Raw genomic sequence first — 23,590 nt, forward strand, 5'->3', positions numbered from 1 at the left:
AAATAGTGGGGCGATGAGTCCCACGTACAAGAGGCTGCTGGTGGCGGTCGATGCCGGGCTGCTGCTCTACTGGGCGGCCGTCTTCCTCAATCTCATTCCCGAGCACCTGCGTTTCAAGGACTACTCCAACCAGGTCATCCAGGCCTGGAACTGGTCCTTCTTGCCGCTCGACGTGGCCGCCGCACTGACCGTCTTCCTCGGCGCCCACCTGACGCGCGTGGGCAGCAGGATCGGGGACCTGGTGCTGACGGTCGGGCTCATACTCACCTTCTGCGCCGGGTTCATGGCGATCTCCTTCTGGTCCTTCTACCGCGACTTCGACCCGTTGTGGTGGGGGCCCAACGCTCTGCTCATGATCGTCCCGGTGCTCGCCTTCGGCTCCATGGTCTGCCGGCGGCTCGAGACCGCGGAGAACCGGGCGTGACGGTCAGGGACGTGCTCTGCCCATCGACGTGGGGGAGCGTGTGCCGCCCGGGCGCTCCCACCGGCCGGACGGTGCTCAGTGCGCGGGAGGAGCGTCCGGGGGCGACGGGCCACGGCGTGTGCGCCTGGCCGGCTCTCGGAGGCGCCATCATCTCCGAGGTGTCGGCGACCCTCGCCCTGCGCCAGGCCCTGAACCAGCCGGGCTTCTACGTCATGGTTGGGATCGGGTACGCGCTGGCCTTCATCCTCCTGTCGCTGACGCTCAAAGCCGGCATGCCGCTCGGCGTCGCCTACGGGCTCTGGGGCGCCCTGGGCGTGGCGCTGACCGCCGTGCTGTCCATGCTCGTCTTCGGCGAGCCGATCACGGTGCTCGTCGCCCTCGGCATCGCGCTCATCATGGCCGGGGTGCTCCTCGTGGAGGTCGGGGCGCAGCGCGCAGGCAAGCAGGACAAGGACGGCGAGGCGTCATGAGCGGTCTCTACCTGGTGGCAGCCATCGCCTCCGAGACCACCGGCACACTCTCGCTCAAGCTCGCCTCCGACGGTAGAGGACTGCGATGGTACGGCCTCGTCATGGCCGGCTACCTGGGGGCCTTCGCCCTGTTGACCCTGGCCCTCAAGGAGGGCCTGGCACTTGGTGTTGCCTACGGGATCTGGTCGGCCGGGGGAGTGGCCGTGACGGCAATTGCCTCACGGTTCCTCTTCGGTGAGCCGCTGACCCGCACCATGGTGGCCGGCATCGCGCTCATCATGGCCGGGGTACTCCTCGTCGAGCTCGGCAGCGCGCACTGACAACTTACCGGAGGCGATCGCGGGCCAGAATGTCCAAATCGGTGACAAAGGACCGCCAGCGCTCCTTGGACGTCCATGTGAACCGCGGAATCATGCGTTTTTCTTTCGTCAGCGTGGGTCCGTTCCGAGCCTTTGTATCCGATGTGGACACGATCGGCTCGTTCCCGTCCCGCGCGGACCGGCCGAGCGGCCCTCGTGAGGGACGTGGCGTGGGCAGAAGGCTCTCTCGGCCGGGGACATTCGACATCGACGGGTGCAGTCCACGCGTTCGGGGACAGGATGGCTGTCCCCGAACGCGTGAACTGTCCCCGGCTGGAGTGGTTTGCACCCGGCCGCGCGGAGTGTCCCCGCCAGTGCCTCAGTCGGTGGGCATTGGGGATATGGGTTGGAGGGGGATGGTGAAGATGGCGGTCCAGCGGTTGGTGGTGCGGCTGATGTGGAGGGAGCCGCCGAGGGACTCGATGCGTTGTTGGGCTTGGATGAGGCCGAGCTGGGATGAGGTGGCGGTGCTGGTGGCCTGGCCGGGGTCGATGGGGTTGGTGCACATGCACTCGAGGGTGTTGTCGTCGGCCTCGATGGTGAGGGTGGCGGTGCTGGACGGGGGTGTGTACTTGGCGGCGTTGTTGATGAGCTCGGCGATGATGCGTACGAGCTGTTGGCGGACGCCCGGGCCGATGCAGGGGTTGTCGAGCAGGTCGGTGCCCTGGGTGGTGAGGTGGGCGTCTCGGTGTGTGAGGGCTTCCCGGGCGGTGCGGATGGTGTCAGTCAGGGGTGGTGGGGGTGAGGCGGCCAGCAGAAGGAGGGAGTCGTCTCCTTCGGCGGCACTCATGGCTTTGAGGCTGCGTCGTAGCTGTTCGACGGCGGTGCGCACGGGGGTGATGATGGCTCCGAGCTCTTGGTTGAGGCGGGTGTTGTGAGGGTCGGCCAGGCGGGCTTGCTCGGCGATCATGACGGCGTGGCTGAGGTCGCGTACAACGGTGTCGTGGAGCTCGGAGACGACCAGACGCCGTTGCTGGTCGAGCTTGCGCCGGCGCTCCTGCTCGGCGACGTTGGCCTGGAGGCGGTGATGGCGGACAACCTCACCGATCACAGCACAAGGAACACCGATGATGAGCGTTTGGAGTAGCCCTTGAGACCATGCGGATGCGTGTGAGAAGTGGATCAGTGCCGTTGCGAAGGCGAGGACGTAGATCATGTCGCGTCGGAGCCCCCGGCCCAGAAGCATGATGCAAAGCCCCCAGGGCAGTAGCAAGGCTACAGTTCCTAAATCGTACGGGGAACTGGCGGTGAACCAGGCGATGGCCAGGCTTGCGGCTGCTCCCGCGGCGGGAAGCCGGGATGCCAGGGGCAGGCAGGCCAGGCTCAGGGCAGTGACCAGGAGCGCGGGGGCAGTGAGGGGAACGTTTGCGGACACCGGTGAGATGGCGAGGAGGAAGACGGCAACTCCTGCGTGGAGCAGGTGAGTGCGTCGCGTGGGGTGCCACGTGAAGGATGCCTGAGTGTCGAAGGCGGGGAAAGGCATGTTGGCCACTCTCTTGTTGCCGGGATATCGGGAGATGGATTCTGAGGCGGAGGACGACTGGATGACGGAGGCCAGCTGTCGATGGTGTTGACGGTGCCGACGACTGGCTGTGTCGTGCGGGGCTTAATCGGCGCCATCTCAGGTGGCAGGATGCGAGCGCCGGTCACGCAACCTGATACGACATATCCGGGCTACGGAGCTGTTGAGGGCCTTATGCCCGGCCCGCGGCGCCGGGTGGGTCGTGTGTCCGGGCTGTAGCGCAGGAAGGGTCTTGTGTCAGCCCACGGCGGCGGGACTGTCAGGAGACCGCCTGGAAGGGGACACTGAAGACCGTGGTCCAGCGGCCCTCGCCCTGGCTCACGCTCAGGCTGCCGCCCAGGGCCTCCACGCGGCGCCGTGCCCCCTCCAGGCCCAGGCCCGAGGAGAAGGCGTCATAGCCCGGTACGCCACTGCCCGGCGCGCCGGCGCCCGCCCAGACGCCGCCCACCTGCCCCGGAAAACCGACGTCATTGCTTGCCATCGCCTCCAGGGAGCGCCCGTCGGACTCGATGACCAGCCTCGCCCGCCCCTGCGGAGCCGTGTACTTGGACATGTTCGACACCAGCTCGCCCAGCACCCGCAGCAGCTGGAGGCGCACGCCCGGCGGAATCACCGGGATCCCGAGCAGCTCCAGGCCCTGGACCTCCAGGTGCGCCCCCCGCTGTCCCAGGATGGCCGCGGCATCGGCGATGACCGCCTCCAGGGGGCGCGGCGCGGAGGTCGCCTCGATGTCCAACCGCTCGCCCCCGCGGATGTCGCTCATGGCGCGCAGCGCGTGCCGCATCTGCTCCACCGCCGCGCGCACCGCCACCGTCATCGCGTCCAGTTCGGGCGCCAGCGCCGCGTCCTGGGGGTGCGCGAGTCGGGCCTGCTCGGCCGTCATCACCGCGTGGGTCAGGTCGCGCACCACGGTGTCATGCAGCTCGGTGACCACCAGGAGGCGCTGGCGCTCCATGCTCTCGCGGTAGGTGTGCAAGGAGTGCTCGGCCTGGTCGCGTGGGCTGCGGATGAGCTCGGCCAGAGTGATGGCGCCGCCCCCGACCACCACCCACCACGCCAGCAGCGAGACCCAGCCCTCACTGGTCTCGCCCCACCGGGCGTCGGCGATCGAGAGCACGAGCGAGAAGACCACCAGGCTGTAGGCGGGCATCCGCGGAAACCCGCGCGCCACGAGGACCGCCGTGCACAGCCAGGGAATGATGCCCGGGGAGATGGGCACATCAGTCATCATCAATGTGCCGGCCCACGCCATCGCGCCGCCCAGCAGGGCCCCCGGCCAGGGGAAGCGGCTGCACAGAGCCAGCGCCAGGCCCCCGACGACCTCGAAGACGATCATGGACGTGTACAGCGGCCACGCCGCCGTGACCGAGAACAGAGTAATCAGCGCGGCCAGGAAGGTGTGCGCCAGGTGCAGCCGCCAGGTCGGCCGCCACGTCGTGTACCGCGTGGGCTGCATCAGATTCGCCGCAACAGCTGACACCGTCTCACCACCTTCCCCTGAGCTGATCCGGATAATATCCCTCCATGACGGTTCCCAACGTGACTGATGCTCCGGCTGCTCCCTCGCAGGTCCTGCGCGTGGCCATCGTCGATGACGACCCCTTCGTCCTCCAGGCACTGCGGGCCTACCTCAGCTCCGATGAGCGCATCGAGGTGACCAGCACCTTCTCCCGCGCCGCCGACGCCCTGGCCTTCCTCCACAAGATCCGCGTGGACGTCCTGCTCACCGACGTGCGCATGCCCGAGATGGACGGCCTGGAGCTGCTCACCCGGGTGCGCCGCCAGTGGCCCCGCACGGCCGTCGTCGTGCTGACCTCCTTCGACGACGACGAGGCGATGGTGGCTGCGCTCGCCCAGCACGCCAACGGCTTCCTGCTCAAGGACGCCTCGCCCGAGGAGATCATCCGCGCCGTCATCGCCGCCAGTGCGGGCGGGACCACGATCTCCCCGGCCGCCACCTCCCGGCTCGTCACCCGCCACCTGCGCTCCCCGCAGACGGCCCAGGCCCCCGACGTCACCGAGGCCGAGCAGGCGGTCCTCACCCTCCTGTGCGAGGGCTACTCCAATGCCGAGATCGCCGAGCAGCTCGTCGTCGCCGAGTCCACGGTCAAGACCCACGTCTCTCACCTCATGAAGAAGTACGACGTCCCGTCCCGACTTAAGCTCGTCGTCGCCGTCCACAAGACCCAGGGGGCCTGAGTCCGCCGTCCCGGTCACTGGAGCAGCCCTCACCGCCGGTCTCCTCACTCCTCGGACAGGGCCCTGACCGGCGGCACCGAGGCGGCCCGGCCGGCCGGGCGCACCGAGGCCGCCAGGCCCACGGCCAGCGTCACGGCGAACAGGGCGAGCAGCCAGAGGGAGGGGACGTGCACCGTCATGCCCTCGGCGGACTTGGCCATCGCGAGCGTTTCGGAGACACCCAGCGCCGTGCCGACGAGGAGCCCCAGGCCCCCACCCACGGCCGCCACGAGGACCCCCTCGGTGACGATGAGGCGGCGGATCTCCTGGCGGGAGCTGCCGGTGGCGCGCAGGACCCCGATCTCGCGGACCCGCTCCAGGACCGAGACGTCCGTGATGTTGGCCAGCCCGGACAGGGCGATGACCAGGGCGGCACCCAGAACCAGGCAGACGATGAGGGCCATCTTCATGATCTGGGCCGACATCAGCTCGACACCGGCGGCGTTCCCGCTCACCATGAGCTCCTGGCCCCGGACGGCGGCATGGAGGGCGTGCTCGGTGGCCGGCGTCATGGTGCTTCCGGTGGAGCGCACCCACATGGTGGTGTCGGTGGGGGCGTCCCCGTTGAGGCGCTGCGCCGTCGCCGGGGTGATGACACCGCCCCAGCCCTCGCGAACGCGGGCCGTCAGCTCGACGCTGCCGGCGGCGCCGGTCAGGGTCACCTTGGAACCGTCCGGAATGTCGTAGAGCTCGCCCACGATGAGGGTGCTGTCATCAAGGTCCTCCAGGCCGTTCGTCGTGCGCACTATGGGGGCGATGGCCTTGGTGTCGATGACGTCGACGACGATTCTGTCGGTCTGTCCGTCAACGGCCTGAGTCAGCTCGAGCGTCGGGACGTAGGTGACGTCCTTGACGCCGTCGACCGCCTTGATCTGCTGCGTCAGGCGAGCGGTATCGGTCTGCGGCGTGACCCCGAAGACTCGGGCGTCCACGGGGGAGCTGTGGCCGAGGATGCTCTCGAAGGAGGCGTTCAGGGAGGACAGGCCCACGAAGAGCGCCGACCCCACCAGGACGCAGACGAAGAGCGTGGCGGCGGCCGCGGCGGATCGGCCGGAGTTGCGGGCCAGGTTGCGCGTGGCCAGGTGCAGCACCGGCAGCCGCGTGCCGCTGCTGACACGGCCGATGAGGCTGATGATGGCGGTCACCAGAGCCGGCAGACCGAGGACCGTGCCGAGGACAACGACGGCGCTGCCGCCGGCGGTGACGTAGATGTCGGAGATCTGAATGCCGAGGGCGATCACGGCCGCGCCGGCGCCGGCGACGACGACCCCGGCGACGGCCGCCCACACCCTGGCGCGGCCGGCCTGCTTGACGCTGGCCACCTGCCCGGTGAGGGCCACGAGCGGGGAGATGCGGGTGGCCTTGCGGGCCGGGCGCAGGACCGCGATGAGGGTGACCAGCGTGCCCAGGGCGATGGTCAGGGCCAGCGACACCGGGGAGATGGTCAGCTGATCGGCCTTGAGGTCCGCGAAGCGCCCCGAGGAGATGACGGCGGCGGCGATCCCGGTTCCCGCGGCCGTGCCCAGGACGGACCCGAGCAGGCCGGTGATGAGCCCGGTGCGCAGGACGGCGAGCATCACCTGACGGCGGGTGGTGCCGATGCAGCGCATGAGCCCGATCGTGCGCGTCTGGCGCGCCACGAGGGTGCTGAAGGTGGTGGCGATGACGATGATGGCGACCATCGCGCACACCGGTGCCAGGATGTTGAGGATGGCGGCGATCATCGTGCCGCCCTGCTGGTTCTCGGAGCGCTGGGAGATGACGGTCTCCCTGTCCTGAACCAAGGCGTGGGGCTGGACGGCGTGGGCCGTCTGCTCCACCGCGGACGTCAAGGCGGCGGTGTCGGTTCCCGGCTTCGCGGTGACGTAGAGCTGGTGGTAGCTGGTGTTGGCTCCCATCGCCTTGAGCTGGTCGGTGGTGGCGTAGACCGCTCCGATTCCCTCCACCTCGGTGTCGGGACCGGGGGAGACGATGCCGACGACCGTGGGTGCGCTGTGCGGAGCCTCGGCGTTGTCATCGGCGTCGTTCGTGGTGAGGCGGATCGTGTTGCCGACGCTGAGGCCCTGCTGCTCGGCCAGTAGCGTGCTGATGGCGACCTCGCCGGAGGCGGTGGGCAGGCGGCCGCTGCTCAGGGTGGTGAACCGGCTGAGGGTCGGAACGTCTTGCGCGCTGACGGCGATGTGGGTGGCATTGCGCAGCTGCTTGGGCAGGTCGAGGGCGAGGACGCTCCAGTGGCGGCCCCGCACGGAGGCGACCCCGTCGAGGGCGGAGATCTTCTGGACAAGGGAGTCGTCGAGAGGGCCTTCCGTGCTGTTTGCCCGACGACCTTCCTGTACGACGACGCTCGCGTCCCCCACGGACAGGCGCGCGCCGGTCTGCATCTGGGTGCGGGCGGAGTCGGAGATGATGAAGGCGAAGGCGATGAGGGCGGCGCTCATGGCCACGGCCACGAGGGCGGCGGCGGTTCGCCGGAGGTCGAGCAGCGAGGGCATCAGCGGGCCTCCGTCCGGGGAGTCGGGCCGGTGGTGGTGGGGCCGGGCACCGGACCGGAAGCCGGAGCCGGACCGGAAGCGGGGGAGGGGCCCGCGGCGCGACGGGCACCGGGCGCGGCGGTCGGAGCAGCTGCGGAGGCCGGGGCGGCGTGGCCGCCGGTCGGGCGGCGCACGGCCTCGACCCCGGTGATGCGCCCGTCGCGCAGGCGGATGATGCGGTTGGTAGTGGCCGCTGCCTGCTCGTCGTGGGTGACCATGACAACCGTCTGACCCAGGCGCTCGCACATGCCGGCCAGGGTCTCCAGCAGGGCGGCGGCCGAGGCGGTGTCCAGTGCCCCGGTGGGCTCGTCGGCGAAGACCACCTCGGGGCGGCCCACGAGGGCGCGGGCCACGGCCACGCGCTGCTGCTGGCCGCCGGAGAGCTCGTGGGGGCGGTGGGACAGGCGGTCGCCGATGCCCAGGGTGGAAATGACGGCGTCGTACCAGTCCCGGTCCGGCTTGCGGTGGGCCAGGCGCTGGGGCAGGAGGATGTTCTCCTCGGCGCTCAGGGTGGGCAGCAGGTTGAAGGACTGGAAGATGAAGCCGAGGCGGTCGCGGCGCACGGCGGTGAGCTGCTTGTCCTTCATGCCGGACAGGTCCTGTCCGGCGATGAGGACGCTCCCGGAGGTGGGGGTGTCCAGGCCCGCCAGGCAGTGCAGGAGGGTGGACTTGCCTGACCCTGAGGGGCCCATGATGGCCACGAACTCGCCGCGTCCCACCACCAGGCTCGCCGAGTCCAGGGCGACGACCCGGGCCTCGCCCTCGCCGTAGACCTTGGTCAGACCGCGGGCCTCGACGACCCGCATCGGTGCGGAGGCGGCAGGAGTGGTGGGCGCCGTCGGCGCTCCCGGGGCGGCCGGTGTCGCCTGGGGGATCGGCGCGCGATGGGCGGGGTGGCCGAAGGCCTGCGGCTGGGGCGGATACGTCATCTCATGACCCTTCTCGGTGGCTGACTCGGGTGGCGGGCGGAGCCGGTCGCTGGCATCGCGCTGCGTCCCGCACCGCCCTGGTGACGTGATGAAGCCTAGAAATGGCGCCATTGCGCCGGAATGCGTCGAAGGGACGGACTGCGGCCGGCGTCTCCGCCTTTTGGGTGACGGCGGCCGCTCAGCCGTACTTCGAACGTTGTCCCCACTCACTTCGACCAAAACTTCATAAACGACACGGCTCCGCGTCTTCTATGAAGTTTTGGTCGAAGTGAGGTGCCCTGACCCCGCCGGATCGTGTCCCGGCTCTCAGTGTGAGGTGGGCTGAAGATGTTTCGGTCCTCCCGCTGCGGCGGGCCAACCGTTAGCCTGACCCCGTGACGAATCTTCCCGCCGCCGCCCCGGCCCCCCTGCCGGGGTTCGTGCCCCGCGACCGGACGCTCCTCATGGGCGTCCTCAACGTCACCCCCGACTCCTTCTCCGACGGCGGCCGCTGGGCCGACCCCGAGGCGGCCGTCGCCCATGCTCGCGAGCTCATCGCCCAGGGCGCCGACATCATCGACGTCGGCGGGGAGTCCACCCGCCCCGGCGCCCAGAGGGTCGACGTCGACACCGAGATCTCCCGGGTCCTGCCCGTGGTGCGCGCGCTCCTCGCCGACGGGGCAGGCAGTGCCGACGGGGCCGGCGCCTCCGGCAGCGCCATCGTCTCGGTGGACACCATCCACGCCGCCACCGCCGAGGCCGCCATCGACGCCGGCGCCCACATCATCAACGACGTCTCCGGGGGCCTGGCCGACCCCGCCATGCATGGCCTCATCGCCCGCACCGGCGTCGTCTACGTCTGCCAGCACTGGCGCGGCGACCCCGAGACCATGGACCGGCTCACCGACTACCCCGGCGGCGTCGTCGCCGGAGTCGAGGCCGAGCTGCGTGAGCGCCTGGCCGAGCTGGACGCCGCCGGGGTGGACCGCTCCCAGGTGGTCCTGGACCCCGGCCTCGGCTTCGCCAAGACCCACGCCCAGTCCTGGGAGCTGCTGGCGGCCACCTCCCGCCTCATCGCCGACCTGGGCCGGCCCCTCCTGGTCGGCTCCTCCCGCAAGCGCTTCCTCGCCCAGGCCGCTGAGGCCGAGGCCACCCCCGTCCAGCGCGACGCCGTCACCGCCGCCACCACCGCCCTGGCCGCCGCCGCCGGCGCCTGGGCCGTCAGAGTCCACGAGGTCCCGGCCAACCGGGCCGCCGTCCGCACCGCCTCCCTCTGGAAGGAACACCAGTGAGCACCACCGTCTCCGCGACCACCGACCGGATCAGCCTCATCGGCCTGTCCGCCCGTGGCCACCACGGCGTCCTGCCCTTCGAACGCGAGGAGGGCCAGCTCTTCACGGTCGACGTCATCCTCGACCTGGGGCAGCGCGGCACCGCCGTGGCCGCCGTCACCGACTCGGTGACCGACGCCGTTGACTACTCCCGCGTGGCCAACGGCATCGTGAGCATCATCGAGGGGGAGCCGGTCAACCTCATCGAGTCCCTGGCGGACCGGATCGCCGAGCGGGTCCTGTCCTTCCCTCGCGTCGTGGCCGCCGAGGTCACCGTGCACAAGCCCGAGGCCCCCCTCGACGTCGCCTTCGAGGACGTCTCGGTGACCATCCACCGAGTGGCCGACGCCGCAGCCGGCCACGGCGGAGCCCCCGCCACCAGCCAGGCCGCCTGGGCCGCACAGGCCGAGGCGCCGGTGGCCGTCTCCGCCCAGCCCTACGCCTCCCCCTCCTCCTCGGCCTCCCCGGTGGCTGCAGCCTCCCCAGCGGCGCCCGCCTACGAGCCCCCCGCCGCCCCCGCGGCACCCATCGTCTCGGAGGTCCCCGACTTCTCGGGCGCCTCCTTCACAGGCGGCGACGCCGCTCCGGCCGCCTTGGCCTCCGAGGCCCCCATCACCCCGACGCCCTCGCCGGCCTCGCCGATGGAGGCTCCGGCCCGCTCGCCCTTCGCGGCCGCCGCGCCCTCGGTCCCCACGCCGATGCCGACCGAGCCCGGCAATCCCGGTGGGAGCGCCGAGTCGACCCAGCCGTGGGTGCCGGACTGGGCCACCGAGAGCGCCGACTCCTCCGCCTCAGCGGCCCCCGCCTGGACCCCGGAGGCACCCGAGGCCCCGGAGGCCACCGGCCTGCCCTCCGGTGAGTCCGCCGGTGAGTCTGCCGATTCCTACTCCGCGTCGAGCGCGCTGGATGCCCCCTCGACCAGCGCCCCCACCGCAGCCTCCGCCGGCAGGACCGCCGGCGCCGACGGGTTCGTGAGCCTGGCGGCCGAGGCGCTGGGTGCGGCGCCCGCCCCCAGCGAGCCGGAGCCCAGTGCCCTCAGCTATGCCGAGGAGGTGGCTGCTGACGCCTCCGCAGCGGCCTCGTCCGAACCGGCTCCCGCCGTCGACGGCCTTGCTGTCCAGCTGCCCCACGAGGGCCGCCATGTCGCCTCCTCCGAGGAGGGCGAGGACCAGTCCGCTCCCGCCGTCGAGGGCTCCGCGGACCTTCTGGGCGGGCCCGTCGCCTTCGACGAGTCCGGCTCCTACAGCGGGGCCGCCTCCAGCCAGGTCGGTGAGGCCGGGGACACCGCCCCCGAGGCGGCGGGCGCCGACGCGTCCGGCTTCGCCTTCCCCGCACTGGGCGGGGACGCCACCGCCTCCGGCACCGCCGGCGCCGACGGCCTCATGGGCGCCTCCTCCGTCCCGGCCTCCCAGCCCCTGGGCGAGCCCGGGCCCAGCCCCTTCGCCGGCCCCGGTGAGCTCCCCGGGGCCGCGGGCCAGGAGGACGTGGCCCCGGCCTACTCCGAGCCCTCCTACTCCCAGCCCTCCGTCTCCGAGGACTTCTCCCAGCCCGCTGAGGACTCGTATGCCGCGCCGTCGGCGCAGCCCGACTTCCTGGGCGCCCCCGCCGCACCTGAGGCCCCGGTGGCTCCCGCCGCTCCGGTCGACCCGCTCTCCACGCGGCCCACCCGCCCCGTGGGCGTCGTCTTCGGCCTAGGTGCGAACGTCGGCGGAGTCGTGGACTCCCTGCGCACGGCCGTCCAGAGCCTCAAGGCCACCGAGGGCATCGAGGTCACGCAGGTGGCGCCGCTGGCCCGCACGATCGCCGTCGTCGCCGAGGGCGCCGAGCCCCAGCCCGACTACCTCAACACGGTGGTCACGGCCATGACGACCCTCGCCCCGCGCGAGCTGCTCGAGGTCTGCCAGACCCTGGAGATCGCGGCCGGGCGCGTGCGCACCGAGCCGTGGGGCGTGCGCACCCTGGACGTCGACCTCATCGAGGTCGAGGGCGTCACCTCCTCCGACCCGGCCCTGTCCCTGCCGCACCCGCGTGCCGCCGAGCGCGCCTTCGTCCTCGTGCCGTGGAGCCAGGCCGACCCCTTCGCCGAGCTGGCCGGGCGCTCCGTGTCCGAGCTCGCCGAGAACGCCCCCGACCGCGGTGGCCTGCGCTGGCTGGCCTTCGACTGGCTCGACTCCGAGTCCCTGCCGGACAAGCCCACCGGCCCCTACGTGGAGCCGCCGGTGGAGCAGGACGCCGCAGGCTCCGAGCCGGGCCTGGTCTACGACGCCACCCGGGATGAGTCCTCCGTGGCCGACGCCTCCCTGGCCGCCGACTACGCCGGCAGCATCGCCGAGGCCTCATCGGCCGCCCCGGAGCCGGCCCCCGCGCAGCCCCTCGGTGACCAGGGGCAGGCCGAGTCCTCCCCCTTCGGGCAGCTGCCGTTCGACACCTCCAACGGGGCGGGCTCCTGGGCCGAGCAGGCCCCGCAGGTCGACTCGCCCTACCAGGCGGCCTCGGCCCCCGAGGCGGCCGGACCGCAGGGCTCCTACGCCCCCGGTCTCTCAGCCGGGCCGGACGGGGTCTCCCACGGCCAGCAGGATGAGGCCGCTGGGGACGCCTGGAAGTCCCCGCTCCAGTGGAATGACGTCATCGGTGGTGGCGCCCAGGGGACAGGTCCCCGTCAGGACGTCTGATGCGGCGCACCCGCTGGACCAGTGCCGTCACCTGGTTCATCGCCGCCGCGGTGACCTCCTGGGTGGTCGGTGACCTCCTGCTGCGCCACGTCGGCTGGGTCCCGGTCCTCTCCCCCTGGGGGGCGGTGACCGCGCTGGTCATTGCGGGCATCGTCCTGGTGGCCGGTCTGGCGGTCAGGCGGCTGCGTGCGCGCGAGCGCACCTGGATCACCCCGACCGGTGCCGCCACCACGGCGGCCGCCGCCCAGGCCTCCGCCATCGTGGGGGCGGTGCTCGGCGGCGTCTACGGCGGCGGGATCATCCTGGCGCTGGTGACGCCGCGCTCGCCTGCCATGACCCACCTGGCCTGGACCTCGACCGGCTGCCTGATCGCCTGCCTCCTGTGGTGCGTCGTCGGCTTCGTCGTCGAGCAGTGGTGCTCCATCTCCGGTGACGGCGACGACGACGGCTCGGCCGGTCCCGCCGGGCGGGCCCCCGAAGGACCAGGAGCCCCCGCATGACCAGTCCCGGAACAGGTCCCGGCGCCATGCCCGGTACCAGCCCCGCCGCGTCCGCCGCCCCCGCTGGCCGCGCCCCGGCACCCGTCCGCGCCGGTGAGCCGGCTGCGCGACCCGCCGGCGCCGACCCCTTCGCCCCCGACGGCGTCGTCTTCCACCCGGTCTCCCACCGCCTCATCACCGCCCGCATCCTGGGGGTCGGTCTCCTCTGCGCCGTCGTCATCATCGGCTTCGCCATCCCCGGGGTGCTCGTCTCCTCCGGATACTTCATCCCGGCGGGGGTCTTCGCAGCGCTGTTCCTCTGGCAGCTCTGGCTCATTCCGCGCCAGGTGCGGGCCATGGGCTACGCCCTGGCCGACAACCACCTCCTGTGGCGCCACGGCGTCATGTTCCGCTCCATCACCGTCACCCCCTACGGGCGCATGCAGTTCGTGGACACCTCCCAGGGGCCGCTGGCCCGCTGGCTGGGCATCGCCGAGGTCAAGCTCCACACGGCCTCGGCCAGCACCGACGCCACGATCAACGGGCTACCGGTGGCCGAGGCCGAGCGCCTGCGCCAGGTCCTGTCCCAGCGCGGTGAGGAGAGGATGGCCGGGCTGTGAGCCCCAGCTGGGAGAGCCGGCTGGAGGCCGCCCGCAAGGCGAGGACGGAGGCGCCGGGGGAGAACGGGTCCGCCGCCTCCCGCGACCTCCCCCTGCCCGAGAACGTCACCTGGCACCGGGTCAGCCTCGTCACGCCGGTGCTGGAGGGCTGGAAGATCGTCACCGGTATCCTGGCCTTCGTCACGGTCCAGAACCTCGACGAGCTGGTGCGCGCCTACCGCTTCATCTCCGAGCACGGCTTCACCCTGGGCGGGGGGATCGGCTACTACCTGCTCGGCCTGATCGCGTTCATCGCCCTGTGGGTGGGGCTCGGGCTGCTCAGCTGGTGGCGGCGCGCCTACGCCGTGGATGCCGACGGCGTCTACCTGCGCTCGGGCATCCTCAGCCGCAAGCTGCGCACGGCCCGTCTGCCGCGCATCCAGTCGGTCGACGTCGTCCACCCCCTGCTCGGGCGCATCTTCGGTCTGGGGCAGCTGACCGTCGAGGTCGCCGGGGGCCGGGACTCGCGGGTCGTCATCGGATTCCTCACCACCCGCGAGCTTCAGACCCTGCGCGACCGCATCCTCGACCTGGCCGCCGGACAGATCGACCTGCCCGGCCCCGCTGCAGAGGGTGGCGCCGTTGGGGCGAGTGCAGTGGGCCGCGACACCGGCGGCATCGATAACGCCACGTCCGCCGTCAGTCCCGAGGGCCTCGCGCCGGAAGGGGCCGCCGGCTCTCAGACCGCCCCCGAGCAGCGCGCCACGCCGCTGCAGGCCTCCCACTTCCAGGAGTACCCGCTCTACAGCGTCGAAGGCTCTGTGCTCTTCGGGTCCCTGCTGCGCAGCGTTTCCCTCTACTTGTCTCTGATCCTGCCGACCGTTGTGATCGTGGTCGGCATTATCGCCTACGTCGTCGATGACCCGCCCAGCGGCGGGGTGCTCGCGCTCGCGACCACCTTCATCAGCACGGTCGCCGGTGCGGTTTCCCTGGTGTGGTCCCGGTTCAACAGCGCCTGGAACTTCCAGGCCGCCGCCACCCCCAGCGGCATCCGCATGCGTTACGGGCTCACCTCCGACACCTCCCGCACGCTGCCGCCCGGACGGGTCCACGGCGTCGGGATCGCTCAGCCGATCCTGTGGCGCGGCAAGGACTGGTGGAAGGTGAACGTCACCGTGGCCGGCCGCGAGGACCGGTCCCAGGACGGCCAGAACCGGCAGACCAGCAACCTGCTCCTGCCCGTGGGGGTGCGCGACACCGCCCTGCGCGCGCTGTGGCTCGTGGTCCCCGACCTGGGGGTTCCCGACCCCGACAGACTGCTCGCCCAGGCCCTCATCGGCCGCGACGATGACGGTGTCGGTGACCCGCAGGCCCCGGCGGGCTCGGCCGAGCGCGGCTTCGTGCGCATCAGCCGCCGCGGACGGCTCTTCCGCCCCCTGACCTGGCGGCGCGCGGCCATCGCCCTCACCGACACCTGCGTTATCATTCGCCACGGCCGCTGGCGACGGCGAGTGGCCGTCTTCCCCTACGAGCGCATCCAGTCCCTGCGCGTGCGCCAGGGGCCGCTGGCGCGCCGGCGGGGCCTGGCCTCCCTCAGACTCGACATGGTCGCCCAGGAGGTCCCCGCCTCGATCACCAACCTCGATGCCGCCGACGCCAAGGCTCTGGCGGCGCGGATCAGCCAGCGGGCGCTGCACCGGGCCCGCGCCGAGCAGCTCGACCGGTGGCTCGCGCGCGCCGTCGCCGCCACGCAGCCTGCCGGGCTCTCGTAGTCAGCCCTCGAGTCACTCCGGGCGCTCCGGGCCCAGGATCTCGCGCAGGTGGAGGGCCTGCTCGGCGGTCAGGCGCCCGGTGGCCTCGCATCGCTCGGTGGTGGCCGCGGCCAGCTGCCGGTAGGAGGCGACCACGTCGTCGAGGCCCCGCCCCTGGCTGTCACGCAGCGTGGAGAGTGCCTCCAGGTGGGCGGCCACCGTCCCGACGTCACCCCTCGAGACCGGGCCGGTCAGGCCTGCCTCGCCCTCGTGCAGGGCTCGGTCCAGGGCCGCCGTGAGCAGGGGGCCGAGAGTGGCCGCACCGTCCTCGACCCCGGCGGCCGCCAGCACTCGGACGGCCTGCGTCACCACGGTCAGCAGGTGGTTGGCGCCGTGGGCGAGGGCTGCGTGGTAGATCGGTCGCGCCGACTCCTCCAGGACGAAGGGCTCCCCGCCGAGCTCGACCACCAGCGCCTGCGCGATCGGCAGCACCGCCGCGGGCGCAGTCACAGCCATCGGGCAGTCGACGAGCCGGGCCACATCCGTGGAGAACCCGGAGAAGGTCATCGCCGGGTGGATCGCCAGTGGGATTGCCCCGCAGCGCTGAGCCGGGGCGAGCACGGCGGCGCCGTAGCGCCCCGAGGTGTGGGCCACCAGCTGGCCCGGCTGCCAGCGGCCCAGGTCCGCCAAGCCCTGGACGAGCGGCCCGAGGGCGTCGTCGGGGACGGCCAATAGGACCAGCTCGGCGCGCTCGACGATCTCCTCGACCTCCAGGACCGGCACGCCGGGAAGCAGCATCTCGGCGCGCTCGCGCGACTCCTCCGAGACCGCGTGGACGCCGACGACCTGGTGCTCCACCGCCCGCAGCGCGCAGCCCAGGACCGCCCCGACGCGCCCGGCGGAGATGATGCCAACGCCCAGCCGGCCCGGCCTGCTCGGGCTGGCAGGGGCGGCCGGGGCCCGGCCCGCGTGCTCGCCGCCTGTACCTGGGCCCGTGCCATCGATGTCGCTCATGCCCCGATGCTCTCATGCCTGCCACCTGCCCCGGCCTGGAGTGAGCCATCAAGGCGAATCTGTCAATTTTGGCGACTTTTTCGCCGGCCGCAGGCGGCCCGTCGTTCAAGGCGACCCCGATGACCTGCGGAAACGTGAATCGAGAGGACTTCGGTGCTCGGATTCGGCTCGGAAAAGTCGCCACCGTGGACACTTTCACCTTCCTGCGCGGGTCACCGGTCCGGGTGGGGCGACTAGCGTGGGGCACGTGAGCACTGAACCCGCACCGACGCCCGTTCCCGCCCCCCGATCCGCCGGCGCCGCAACCGTCCTCGCCCGCAGTCGCGCCGACCTCGCCGCCGCCCTGGCCGAGGCCCCGGACCCCCGGGCGGTCGTCATGACGATGGGCGCCCTCCACGAGGGCCACTTCGACCTCGTGCGCGAGGCCGCCCGTCGTGTCGGGCCGACCGGCACCGTCGTGGTCACCATCTTCGTCAACCCCCTGCAGTTCGCCCCCACCGAGGACCTCGACGCCTACCCGCGCGACCTCGAGGGCGACCTGGCCGGACTGGCCCGCACCCTCACCGGCGCCGACGGCACCCTCGGCGTGGGACGGCTCATCGCCTTCGCCCCCACCCCGGAGGTCATCTACCCCTGCGGGCAGCCGGCGGTGCGCATCGACCCCGGCCCCATCGCCACCGTCCTGGAGGGCCGTACCCGCCCCACCCACTTCGCCGGCGTGTGCCAGGTGGTGCTCACCCTCATGCACCTGACCGCCCCGCGCTGGGCGCTGTTCGGCCGCAAGGACGCCCAGCAGCTGGCGATCATCGAGTCCATGGTGCGCGACCTCGCCGTCCCGCTGGAGATCGTGCCGGTTGACATCCGCCGCGAGAGCGATGGCCTGGCCATGAGCTCGCGCAACGCCTACCTCAGCCCCGAGCAGCGCCACCAGGCCCTGGCCCTGTCCCGCGCACTCCAGGCCGGCCGGGACGCCGCTGCGCAGGCCACCGGCTCCCGACCCGACCCCGCCGCCATCCGCCAGGCCGCCCTGGCCTCCCTGGAGGCGGCCGACGGTGTTGAGATCGACTACGTGGCCCTCGTCGCCCCGGACAGCTTCGAGGACCTGGCGGGTGCCGGCCTCGGCCTGCCGCGCAGCGAGCCCGCGGGGGAGGACAAGGGGGAGGGGCTGCCCGCCATGGGGCTGCTGGCCGTTGCCGCGCGTGTGGGCAGCACCCGCCTTATCGACAACACCCTCATCGACCTGCGCCCCTGAGCAGGGCCGCTCAGGCTCGCTCTGGGGGCCCGGCTCGCCCGGGTGCTTGCGCGGGGCCAGTCGCCGTGGACCGGGTTCGGCCCCGCGCGAGGACGCACACGAGTCGCCGAGGACGCACCCTCAAGCAACAGACCCGGCGCCCTATGGCGTGTTCTCGAGAACCGTTGGGCCGGGGCCGGTCCCACTCAGGTCCGACCGTTCCTGTCAGGTCGCTCACCCTGTGCCGCACCGTACAGTGCGCCGGGCCCGGCGCCGTCTACGCTGTGCGGCGATGAGTTCCCGCACCCGGACGATGATGACGTCCAAGATTCACCGCGCCACCGTGACCCAGGCCGACCTCGACTACGTCGGCTCCATCACGGTGGACATCGACCTGCTCGAGGCCGCCGACCTGCTGCCCGGCGAACGCGTCGACATCTGCAACTGCACCAATGGCAACCGCCTGTCCACCTACGTCATCCCCGGCGAGCGCGGCGCGGGCGAGATTTGCGTCAACGGTGCCGCCGCCCACCTGGTCGGCCCCGGAGACGTCGTCATCCTCATCGCCTACTCCCAGATGTCCGACGCCGAGGCCCGCACCTATCTGCCCCGGGTCGTCTTCGTCGACGAGGCCAACCGGATCGTGGAGCGGGGCACCGACCCCGGCCAGATCCCGGCCGACTCCGACGTCGCCCGCCTCCAGGGCCTGCGGCCCACCGGCATCCCCCTGGCCGAGGCCCGCGCCTGACCGGGCCGCGCCTGAGCCGGGTTCCGGCCAAGGGTGAGGCCCTGGGCTCCGCCTGGTTCCCGGCCGAGTACTGCGTGTCCGTGCGCCGCGACAGGAAGGGAGAGGAAGCCGTGACCGGGGCCGCCGTCGTGCCCACCTGGATCTGACCGGAGGAACGGCTGCCCGGTGTGACCAGGATCGGATGTGGATCGGGCGTCGTCAGGCCCCGGGGAGCAACCGGGGAGGGCCGGCGCCGTTAGACTCCTTCACGTGACAGACGAGAGCACCCCCAGCCCCGACCCGACCGCCACCGACGCCGCCGGCGCCCAGTCGCCGAAGGCGGACCAGCCCAAGCAGCCCAAGACCGACCCGGGCCCGGGCGAGCAGTTCGAGGTCCGCGCCGGCAAGCGCGAGCGCCTGCGCAGCGAGGGCTGGGACCCCTACCCGGTCTCCGTGCCCGTCACCACCACCATCGCCGCCGTGCGCGAGGGCTACGCCCACCTCGAGGCCGGGCAGGAGACCGACGACGTCGTCGGTGTGGCCGGCCGCGTCGTCTTCCTGCGCAACACCGGCCGCCTGTGCTTCGTCACCCTCCAGGACGGGGCCGGCACCACCCTGCAGGCCATGCTCTCGGCCAAGGCCCTGCCCGCCGAGGGCCACACCGCGCTCGCGGCCTTCAAGGCCGACGTCGACCTGGGCGACCACCTCTTCGTCCACGGCCGCGTCATCTCCTCGCGCCGCGGCGAGCTGTCCGTCATGGCCGAGCCGGTCCTGCGCGAGGGCGCCGAGGCCGCCTCCGCCGGGGACGACGACGTCGAAGTCCCCGCTTGGCGGATCGCCTCCAAGGCGCTGCGCCCCCTGCCCAAGACCTGGACCAACGAGGCCGGCGAGGCGGTGACGCTCTCGGAGGAGCAGCGCGTGCGCCGTCGTGAGCTCGACCTGCTCACCCGGCCCGCCGCCCGCGACATGGTGCGCACCCGCGCCGCCGTCGTGCGCTCCATCCGCGAGAACTTCTTCCGCCGCGACTACCTGGAGCTGGAGACCCCCATGCTGCAGGTCATTCACGGCGGGGCGGCCGCGCGCCCGTTCATCACCCACATGAATGCCTTCGACATGGATCTCTACCTGCGCATCGCCACGGAGATCTACCTCAAGCGCGCCGTGGTCGGCGGCGTCGACCGCGTCTTCGAGATCAACCGCAACTTCCGCAACGAGGGCGCCGACTCCTCCCACTCCCCGGAGTTCACGGCCCTGGAGGCCTACGAGGCCTACTCCGACTACGACGGCATGGCCGAGCTGACCCGCAACCTCGTCCAGCAGGCGGCCCGGGACGCCTTCGACCTGCCCGAGGGCGGGGAGGTCGTCACGTTGGCCGACGGCACCGAGTACGACCTGTCGGGCGAGTGGGACAAGATCGACCTCTACACCTCCGTCTCCGAGGCCCTCGGTGAGGAGATCACCGTGGAGACCCCGCGCGAGCAGCTGGTCGCCCACGCCGAGAAGATCGGCCTGGAGATCGACGACTACGCCGTGGCCGGCAAGGTCGTGGAGGACATCTTCGAGGAGCTCGTCGGCAACAAGCTGTGGGCGCCCACCTTCGTCTACGACTTCCCCGAGGACACCTCGCCGCTGACCCGCTACCACCGCAGCAAGCCGGGCCTGACTGAGAAGTGGGACCTCTACGTGCGCGGCTTCGAGACCGCCACCGCCTACTCCGAGCTCGCCGACCCCGTGGTTCAGCGCGAGCGCTTCGAGGCCCAGGCCCTGGCGGCCGCCAAGGGCGACCCCGAGGCCATGATCCTGGATGAGGACTTCCTGGTGGCCATGGAGCAGGGCTTCCCGCCCAGCGGCGGCATGGGCATGGGCATCGACCGACTCCTCATGGTGCTCACTGGCCAGGGCATCCGCGAGACCATCACCTTCCCGCTGGTCAAGCGGGGCTGAACCGTACTCTGCCTCCGCGGCCAGCGCCTTGCCGTGGCAGGCCTGTGGGGCTCGATCTCGGCGCTCGAATGGTGAGGTCAGGGCTATGAACTTTGAGTTTTGGGAAAAAACTTCCCAAAACGAGTTGTTCGCACTACGGTGGCGGTATGTTGCTGGACTTCACCGTGGCGAACTACTGCTGCTACGCAGAGGAGGTGACCCTCGATCTCACTCGGGGGTCGCTTAAGACTCTGACGCCGCGCGGCGGCTCCTCCTGGCAGGAGCAGACGTGGCGTGTGGCGGCGATCTTCGGCGCTAACGCTTCAGGTAAGTCGACCCTCCTGGATGCGCTTGACTGCCTCCTCCACGCCATCGGGGGTCAGCGGGACATCCTGTATCAGCCCTTCAATCTCGATCGCGATCACGCGGCACAGCCGTCCCGCTTTACCGTCGGTTTCACTCACGACAACGAGCGCTACAGCTACAGTGTCGAGGCGCATCGCTGGGGAATCTCGCGTGAGGAGCTCTGGGCTGCGGGACAGCGCTGGCGCAAGGTCTTCGTGCGCACCCAGGGGCCCGAGGATGACAAGCCCGCGATCGAGGCTGGTGCCACCCTCAAGGGCGCCACGATCGAGGTCGGTCGGATTACGACGCCCAAGGACCTCTTTCTCGCCGTGGCTCTGAGGTACGAGCACACCACGCTCGCCCCGATCGCGCGCAGCCTGCGATCCATGCGCTTCATCCACCACAGTGATGAGGAGCGCAGTTCGCGTCTGCGGTGGGTGATGAGTCGTCTCGCAGAGGACCCCGAGCAGTGGACTGCTATTGCGAACTCCATTGCTCAGGCTGCCGACCTAGGTGTCGTCGGACTCGAACTCGAGGAGCAAGAGGTTCCTCAGAAGGTGCTTGATATCCTGCGTCTTCTTCCCTGGAGTGAGGACGAGGAGCCTGAGGTTCCCCCTGAGGTGCTCAAGGAGCTCCAGCGGCACCTCGTCTTCCGGCACCGTGGGGCCAATGGGGAGGAGTATCGATTGAATATTGATCAGCAGAGTCAAGGAACTCTCACCTGGTTGGCAACTGTCGGTCCCGCCATCGACGCCTTGCGGCTGGGCCAGGTGCTGTGCATTGACGAGCTCGATGCGAGTCTCCATCCGACGCTGACCGCCACGCTGGTGGACATGTTCAAGGATCCGGACCTCAATACCCTGGGCGCTCAGATCCTCTTCACGACCCATGACACGGCGCTCCTGGACAATTCCCCCGTCCAGCTCCTGGAGGCAGGCGAGGTGTGGCTGACGGAGAAGTCCCCCTTCGGCGCCAGTGAGCTCTTCTCGCTCGCGGACTTCCCTTCCAACCGCAAGGGTACGAACAAGCAGCGCCGCTACCTCGCCGGTGCCTTCGGCGCTATCCCTCGGGTGGACACCTCCAACCTCCGCCGGTACCTCTCAACATCGGCGGAGGCGAAGTGAGATGACGCCACCGAGAAGGAAACGGCGCAGCCAACGGGTCGAACGGCGCACCGTTCTCCTCGTGACCAACGGGCGGGTCACCGAGGATGCGTATCTACGTCAACTCTGCCGACGTGTGAACCATGACGGGATCTCAGCCAAGGTGAAGGTCATCAAGGGTGATCCGCTCACTGTCGTCAAGCAGCTTGGCGGCCCTCGGTCAGACCTCAGCGAATACGAGGAGGTGTGGATCGTCGTCGACCACGATGGCCGGGACCGTCATGACTTTCTGGCCAAATGCCGAAGGCTGAGCAGCAAGCGGACCGTTGTGCACGGTGTTGTTTCCGTGCCCTGCTTCGAGGTCTGGCTCAACGCCCACTACGCTCCCGTGAAGAACTACCAGAACCAGGCAGACGCTCAGGCGCACTACCGGGAGCTGACGGGCCTGAGCAGTAAGGACGCCAAGATGCTTCCGGACGACTTCCCCTGGGACAGGGGAGTGCAGGCCGCGGCCAGGTGCCATCTGCCGACAGACGGCCTCCCCGAGCCCGATACTCAGGGGCCTTGCCCATCGACAACGATGCCCCACCTGCTCCGCAGCCTCGGTCTCCTCTAGTACCCGGTCGTCCCGAGGCGGCGCTGGGCGGACTCGAGCTCGGCGCGAAGGTAGGCGTTCTCCTGCTGGAGCTGGGCGATGTACTGGTCGCGTTGCGCAATCGCCTCGGCGTACTGGGCATCACCGGTTCCGTCGGTGCCGCCCGGGGCGTAGCCGGTCTGGGCCGGGCTCATGCCATAGGCTCCGCCGCCATAGGCAGCGCCGGCACCGGCACTGGGCTGGCCGGCGAAGGAACTGGTGCGCGCCTGCGCCTCAAGGGCCTCCATGGTTGCAAGCACCTGGACGAGGAAGGCATCAACCTGGTCCATGCGGTAACCCGACCACCGGGTAGTCGAGAACCGGATGTTCCTGACGCCCTCGGCGGTCAGCAGGATCTCGGCCTTCCGGTGCGAGGGGCCCGAGGATTCCTGTGACGTGCCGAGTCGCTCCTCGAACTCCCGTATCGTGGTGGTCACGTCGTCGAGGAAGACGTCGACCTCATCCTGTTTGTAGCCCTCCTTGAACGAGGAGACCTCGAACTTCACGGTGAGAACATCGTCGGCTGTCAGCAGCGTCATGCGCGTTTACTCCTTGTTGTCGCATTCTGTGCGTGATCCTGATCCGTGACCCGCAGCCCCAGGTGCTGCGCCAGGAGCGGCGCAAGCTCGCTGAGCTGCCCGCTGCTGACGGTCGCTCCGGCCAGGGAACCGACACCGCTGACTGTTCTCATCTCCAGTCCGCGCAGGTCGACGTCGCTCAGGCTCCCGCCGTGCAGGCGCAGCGTGCCCACCTGGCAGTCCTCGAAGCGGATCCGCTGGGCGACGATGCCGCTCAGGTCCAGCTCGTCGATCCGGGTGGCCCGGATGAGGAGGTCGCGCACAGTGGTTCCGGCGAGGTTGGTGAAGCCCAGGCGGCAGTCCTCGATGAGGAGTGACTCGACATCGGCGTCGTAGAGCTCCCAGGCCCCGATACGGGAGTCGACCAGCTCCACCGTGCGCCAGGTGGAGCGCGGGCTATGAAGATAGGTGGCGCTCAGGCGCTCCAGGCGGCAGTCGACCAGCCGCGCCGCGGCCAGGTCGGTGTCATTGGCGAAGACCTCCGAGAACCGGCAGCTGAGCAGCGTGAGTGCCGACAGGTCGCCGCCGCTCAGGTCTGCCTCGACCAGCTCCAGGTCCTCGACCATCTCGCCGGCGGTGAGCTCATCGGCCTCGCCGTCGCGCAGGCGACTGAGGTCCGGTGCCGTGAGGGCCGGCGGCCTCGGGCAGGCCGCGGCAGACGAGCCTGCGGCCGTGTCGGTCCGTCCTGCGGTCATGGTCCTGTTCTATCGCAGATCGGCTCCGGGCACCGGGGGTTGTTCTCCCCGGTGCC

General features: G+C 70.9%; 21 protein-coding genes. 14 read left to right on the forward strand and 7 right to left on the reverse strand.

The features are described from left to right. The first annotated feature begins 13 nt into the window (after positions 1–13). The 3 genes from HMPREF9058_RS01080 (at position 14) to HMPREF9058_RS01090 (ending at position 1,214) form a co-directional block, all read left to right on the forward strand. Positions 14–424, forward strand: a complete 411-nt coding sequence (locus tag HMPREF9058_RS01080; protein WP_009405567.1) for a YvaD family protein — start codon at positions 14–16, stop codon at positions 422–424. 116 nt (positions 425–540) lie between these two features. Then, the gene (locus HMPREF9058_RS01085) at positions 541–894 is read left to right on the forward strand and encodes a multidrug efflux SMR transporter (RefSeq protein ID WP_009406435.1); all 354 of its coding nucleotides are present in this window, start codon (positions 541–543) and stop codon (positions 892–894) included. Next, entirely contained in the window at positions 891–1,214 is a 324-nt protein-coding gene (locus tag HMPREF9058_RS01090) for a multidrug efflux SMR transporter (RefSeq protein ID WP_009406282.1), read from the forward strand. Before HMPREF9058_RS01085 ends, HMPREF9058_RS01090 begins: the two co-directional genes overlap by 4 nt. 358 nt (positions 1,215–1,572) lie before the next feature. Here the strand turns inward: HMPREF9058_RS01090 and HMPREF9058_RS13700 are convergent, their stop codons facing one another. Both HMPREF9058_RS13700 and HMPREF9058_RS01100 read right to left on the reverse strand, forming a co-directional pair. Then, the gene (locus HMPREF9058_RS13700; RefSeq protein ID WP_254654021.1) at positions 1,573–2,304 is read right to left on the reverse strand and encodes a sensor histidine kinase; all 732 of its coding nucleotides are present in this window, start codon (positions 2,302–2,304) and stop codon (positions 1,573–1,575) included. Between the two features lie 730 nt (positions 2,305–3,034). Further along, positions 3,035–4,231, reverse strand: a complete 1,197-nt coding sequence (locus HMPREF9058_RS01100; protein ID WP_254654022.1) for a sensor histidine kinase — start codon at positions 4,229–4,231, stop codon at positions 3,035–3,037. 68 nt (positions 4,232–4,299) lie between these two features. Here HMPREF9058_RS01100 and HMPREF9058_RS01105 point away from each other — a divergent pair, with 68 nt between their 5' ends. Next, entirely contained in the window at positions 4,300–4,974 is a 675-nt protein-coding gene (locus HMPREF9058_RS01105) for a response regulator transcription factor (RefSeq protein ID WP_003789125.1), read from the forward strand. A gap of 44 nt (positions 4,975–5,018) precedes the next feature. Here the strand turns inward: HMPREF9058_RS01105 and HMPREF9058_RS01110 are convergent, their stop codons facing one another. Next, positions 5,019–7,505 (reverse strand): FtsX-like permease family protein, encoded by a 2,487-nt coding sequence (locus HMPREF9058_RS01110; protein ID WP_009406003.1) that lies wholly within the window; start codon positions 7,503–7,505, stop codon positions 5,019–5,021. Next, positions 7,505–8,350, reverse strand: coding sequence for an ABC transporter ATP-binding protein (locus HMPREF9058_RS01115; RefSeq protein ID WP_050798003.1), 846 nt, complete (start codon positions 8,348–8,350; stop codon positions 7,505–7,507). The genes HMPREF9058_RS01110 and HMPREF9058_RS01115 overlap by 1 nt, the downstream gene beginning before the upstream one ends. 497 nt (positions 8,351–8,847) lie before the next feature. On the opposite strand from HMPREF9058_RS01115, the gene folP reads away from it, so the two are divergent. Genes folP through HMPREF9058_RS01140 form a run of 5 tightly spaced genes read left to right on the forward strand, consistent with a single transcriptional unit; the run spans position 8,848 to position 15,305 of the window. Beyond that, positions 8,848–9,744, forward strand: coding sequence for a dihydropteroate synthase (folP, locus tag HMPREF9058_RS01120; RefSeq protein ID WP_009406217.1), 897 nt, complete (start codon positions 8,848–8,850; stop codon positions 9,742–9,744). Next, positions 9,741–12,455, forward strand: coding sequence for a 2-amino-4-hydroxy-6-hydroxymethyldihydropteridine diphosphokinase (gene folK / locus HMPREF9058_RS13945; protein WP_009405601.1), 2,715 nt, complete (start codon positions 9,741–9,743; stop codon positions 12,453–12,455). Before folP ends, folK begins: the two co-directional genes overlap by 4 nt. Then, positions 12,455–12,955: a DUF3180 family protein gene (locus HMPREF9058_RS01130; protein ID WP_009747335.1), complete on the forward strand. Its 501-nt coding sequence runs from the start codon at positions 12,455–12,457 to the stop codon at positions 12,953–12,955. The genes folK and HMPREF9058_RS01130 overlap by 1 nt, the downstream gene beginning before the upstream one ends. Further along, on the forward strand, positions 12,952–13,554 hold the full coding sequence (locus HMPREF9058_RS01135; protein ID WP_009747374.1) for a PH domain-containing protein: 603 nt from the start codon (positions 12,952–12,954) through the stop codon (positions 13,552–13,554). Before HMPREF9058_RS01130 ends, HMPREF9058_RS01135 begins: the two co-directional genes overlap by 4 nt. Then, positions 13,551–15,305, forward strand: coding sequence for a PH domain-containing protein (locus tag HMPREF9058_RS01140; RefSeq protein ID WP_009406063.1), 1,755 nt, complete (start codon positions 13,551–13,553; stop codon positions 15,303–15,305). Before HMPREF9058_RS01135 ends, HMPREF9058_RS01140 begins: the two co-directional genes overlap by 4 nt. A gap of 12 nt (positions 15,306–15,317) precedes the next feature. Here HMPREF9058_RS01140 and HMPREF9058_RS01145 read toward each other — a convergent pair whose 3' ends face one another. Further along, positions 15,318–16,298, reverse strand: a complete 981-nt coding sequence (locus HMPREF9058_RS01145; protein ID WP_009406056.1) for a Rossmann-like and DUF2520 domain-containing protein — start codon at positions 16,296–16,298, stop codon at positions 15,318–15,320. A 238-nt stretch (positions 16,299–16,536) separates the two neighbouring features. Between HMPREF9058_RS01145 and panC the strand changes: the two genes are divergently transcribed. The 5 genes from panC (at position 16,537) to HMPREF9058_RS01170 (ending at position 22,243) form a co-directional block, all read left to right on the forward strand. Then, entirely contained in the window at positions 16,537–17,550 is a 1,014-nt protein-coding gene (panC, locus tag HMPREF9058_RS01150) for a pantoate--beta-alanine ligase (protein ID WP_009406198.1), read from the forward strand. Positions 17,551–17,821: 271 nt separating this feature from the next. Then, complete coding sequence (panD, locus tag HMPREF9058_RS01155) at positions 17,822–18,277, forward strand: aspartate 1-decarboxylase (RefSeq protein WP_009406478.1); 456 nt, start codon at positions 17,822–17,824, stop codon at positions 18,275–18,277. A 249-nt stretch (positions 18,278–18,526) separates the two neighbouring features. Continuing rightward, the gene (locus tag HMPREF9058_RS01160; protein WP_009406004.1) at positions 18,527–20,200 is read left to right on the forward strand and encodes a lysine--tRNA ligase; all 1,674 of its coding nucleotides are present in this window, start codon (positions 18,527–18,529) and stop codon (positions 20,198–20,200) included. Positions 20,201–20,346: 146 nt separating this feature from the next. Next, on the forward strand, positions 20,347–21,648 hold the full coding sequence (locus tag HMPREF9058_RS01165) for an ATP/GTP-binding protein (RefSeq protein WP_009747339.1): 1,302 nt from the start codon (positions 20,347–20,349) through the stop codon (positions 21,646–21,648). 61 nt (positions 21,649–21,709) lie between these two features. After that, complete coding sequence (locus HMPREF9058_RS01170; protein WP_043537713.1) at positions 21,710–22,243, forward strand: RloB family protein; 534 nt, start codon at positions 21,710–21,712, stop codon at positions 22,241–22,243. Here HMPREF9058_RS01170 and HMPREF9058_RS01175 read toward each other — a convergent pair. Both HMPREF9058_RS01175 and HMPREF9058_RS01180 read right to left on the reverse strand, forming a co-directional pair. Beyond that, positions 22,240–22,800 (reverse strand): DivIVA domain-containing protein, encoded by a 561-nt coding sequence (locus HMPREF9058_RS01175; RefSeq protein WP_009747593.1) that lies wholly within the window; start codon positions 22,798–22,800, stop codon positions 22,240–22,242. The two genes, HMPREF9058_RS01170 and HMPREF9058_RS01175, sit on opposite strands and share 4 nt — an antisense overlap. Next, the gene (locus HMPREF9058_RS01180; protein ID WP_009406345.1) at positions 22,797–23,534 is read right to left on the reverse strand and encodes a pentapeptide repeat-containing protein; all 738 of its coding nucleotides are present in this window, start codon (positions 23,532–23,534) and stop codon (positions 22,797–22,799) included. Before HMPREF9058_RS01180 ends, HMPREF9058_RS01175 begins: the two co-directional genes overlap by 4 nt. Between the last annotated feature and the right edge of the window lie 56 nt (positions 23,535–23,590).

This window comes from Actinomyces sp. oral taxon 175 str. F0384 (genome assembly GCF_000223355.1).
GTDB lineage: Bacteria > Actinomycetota > Actinomycetes > Actinomycetales > Actinomycetaceae > Actinomyces > Actinomyces oris.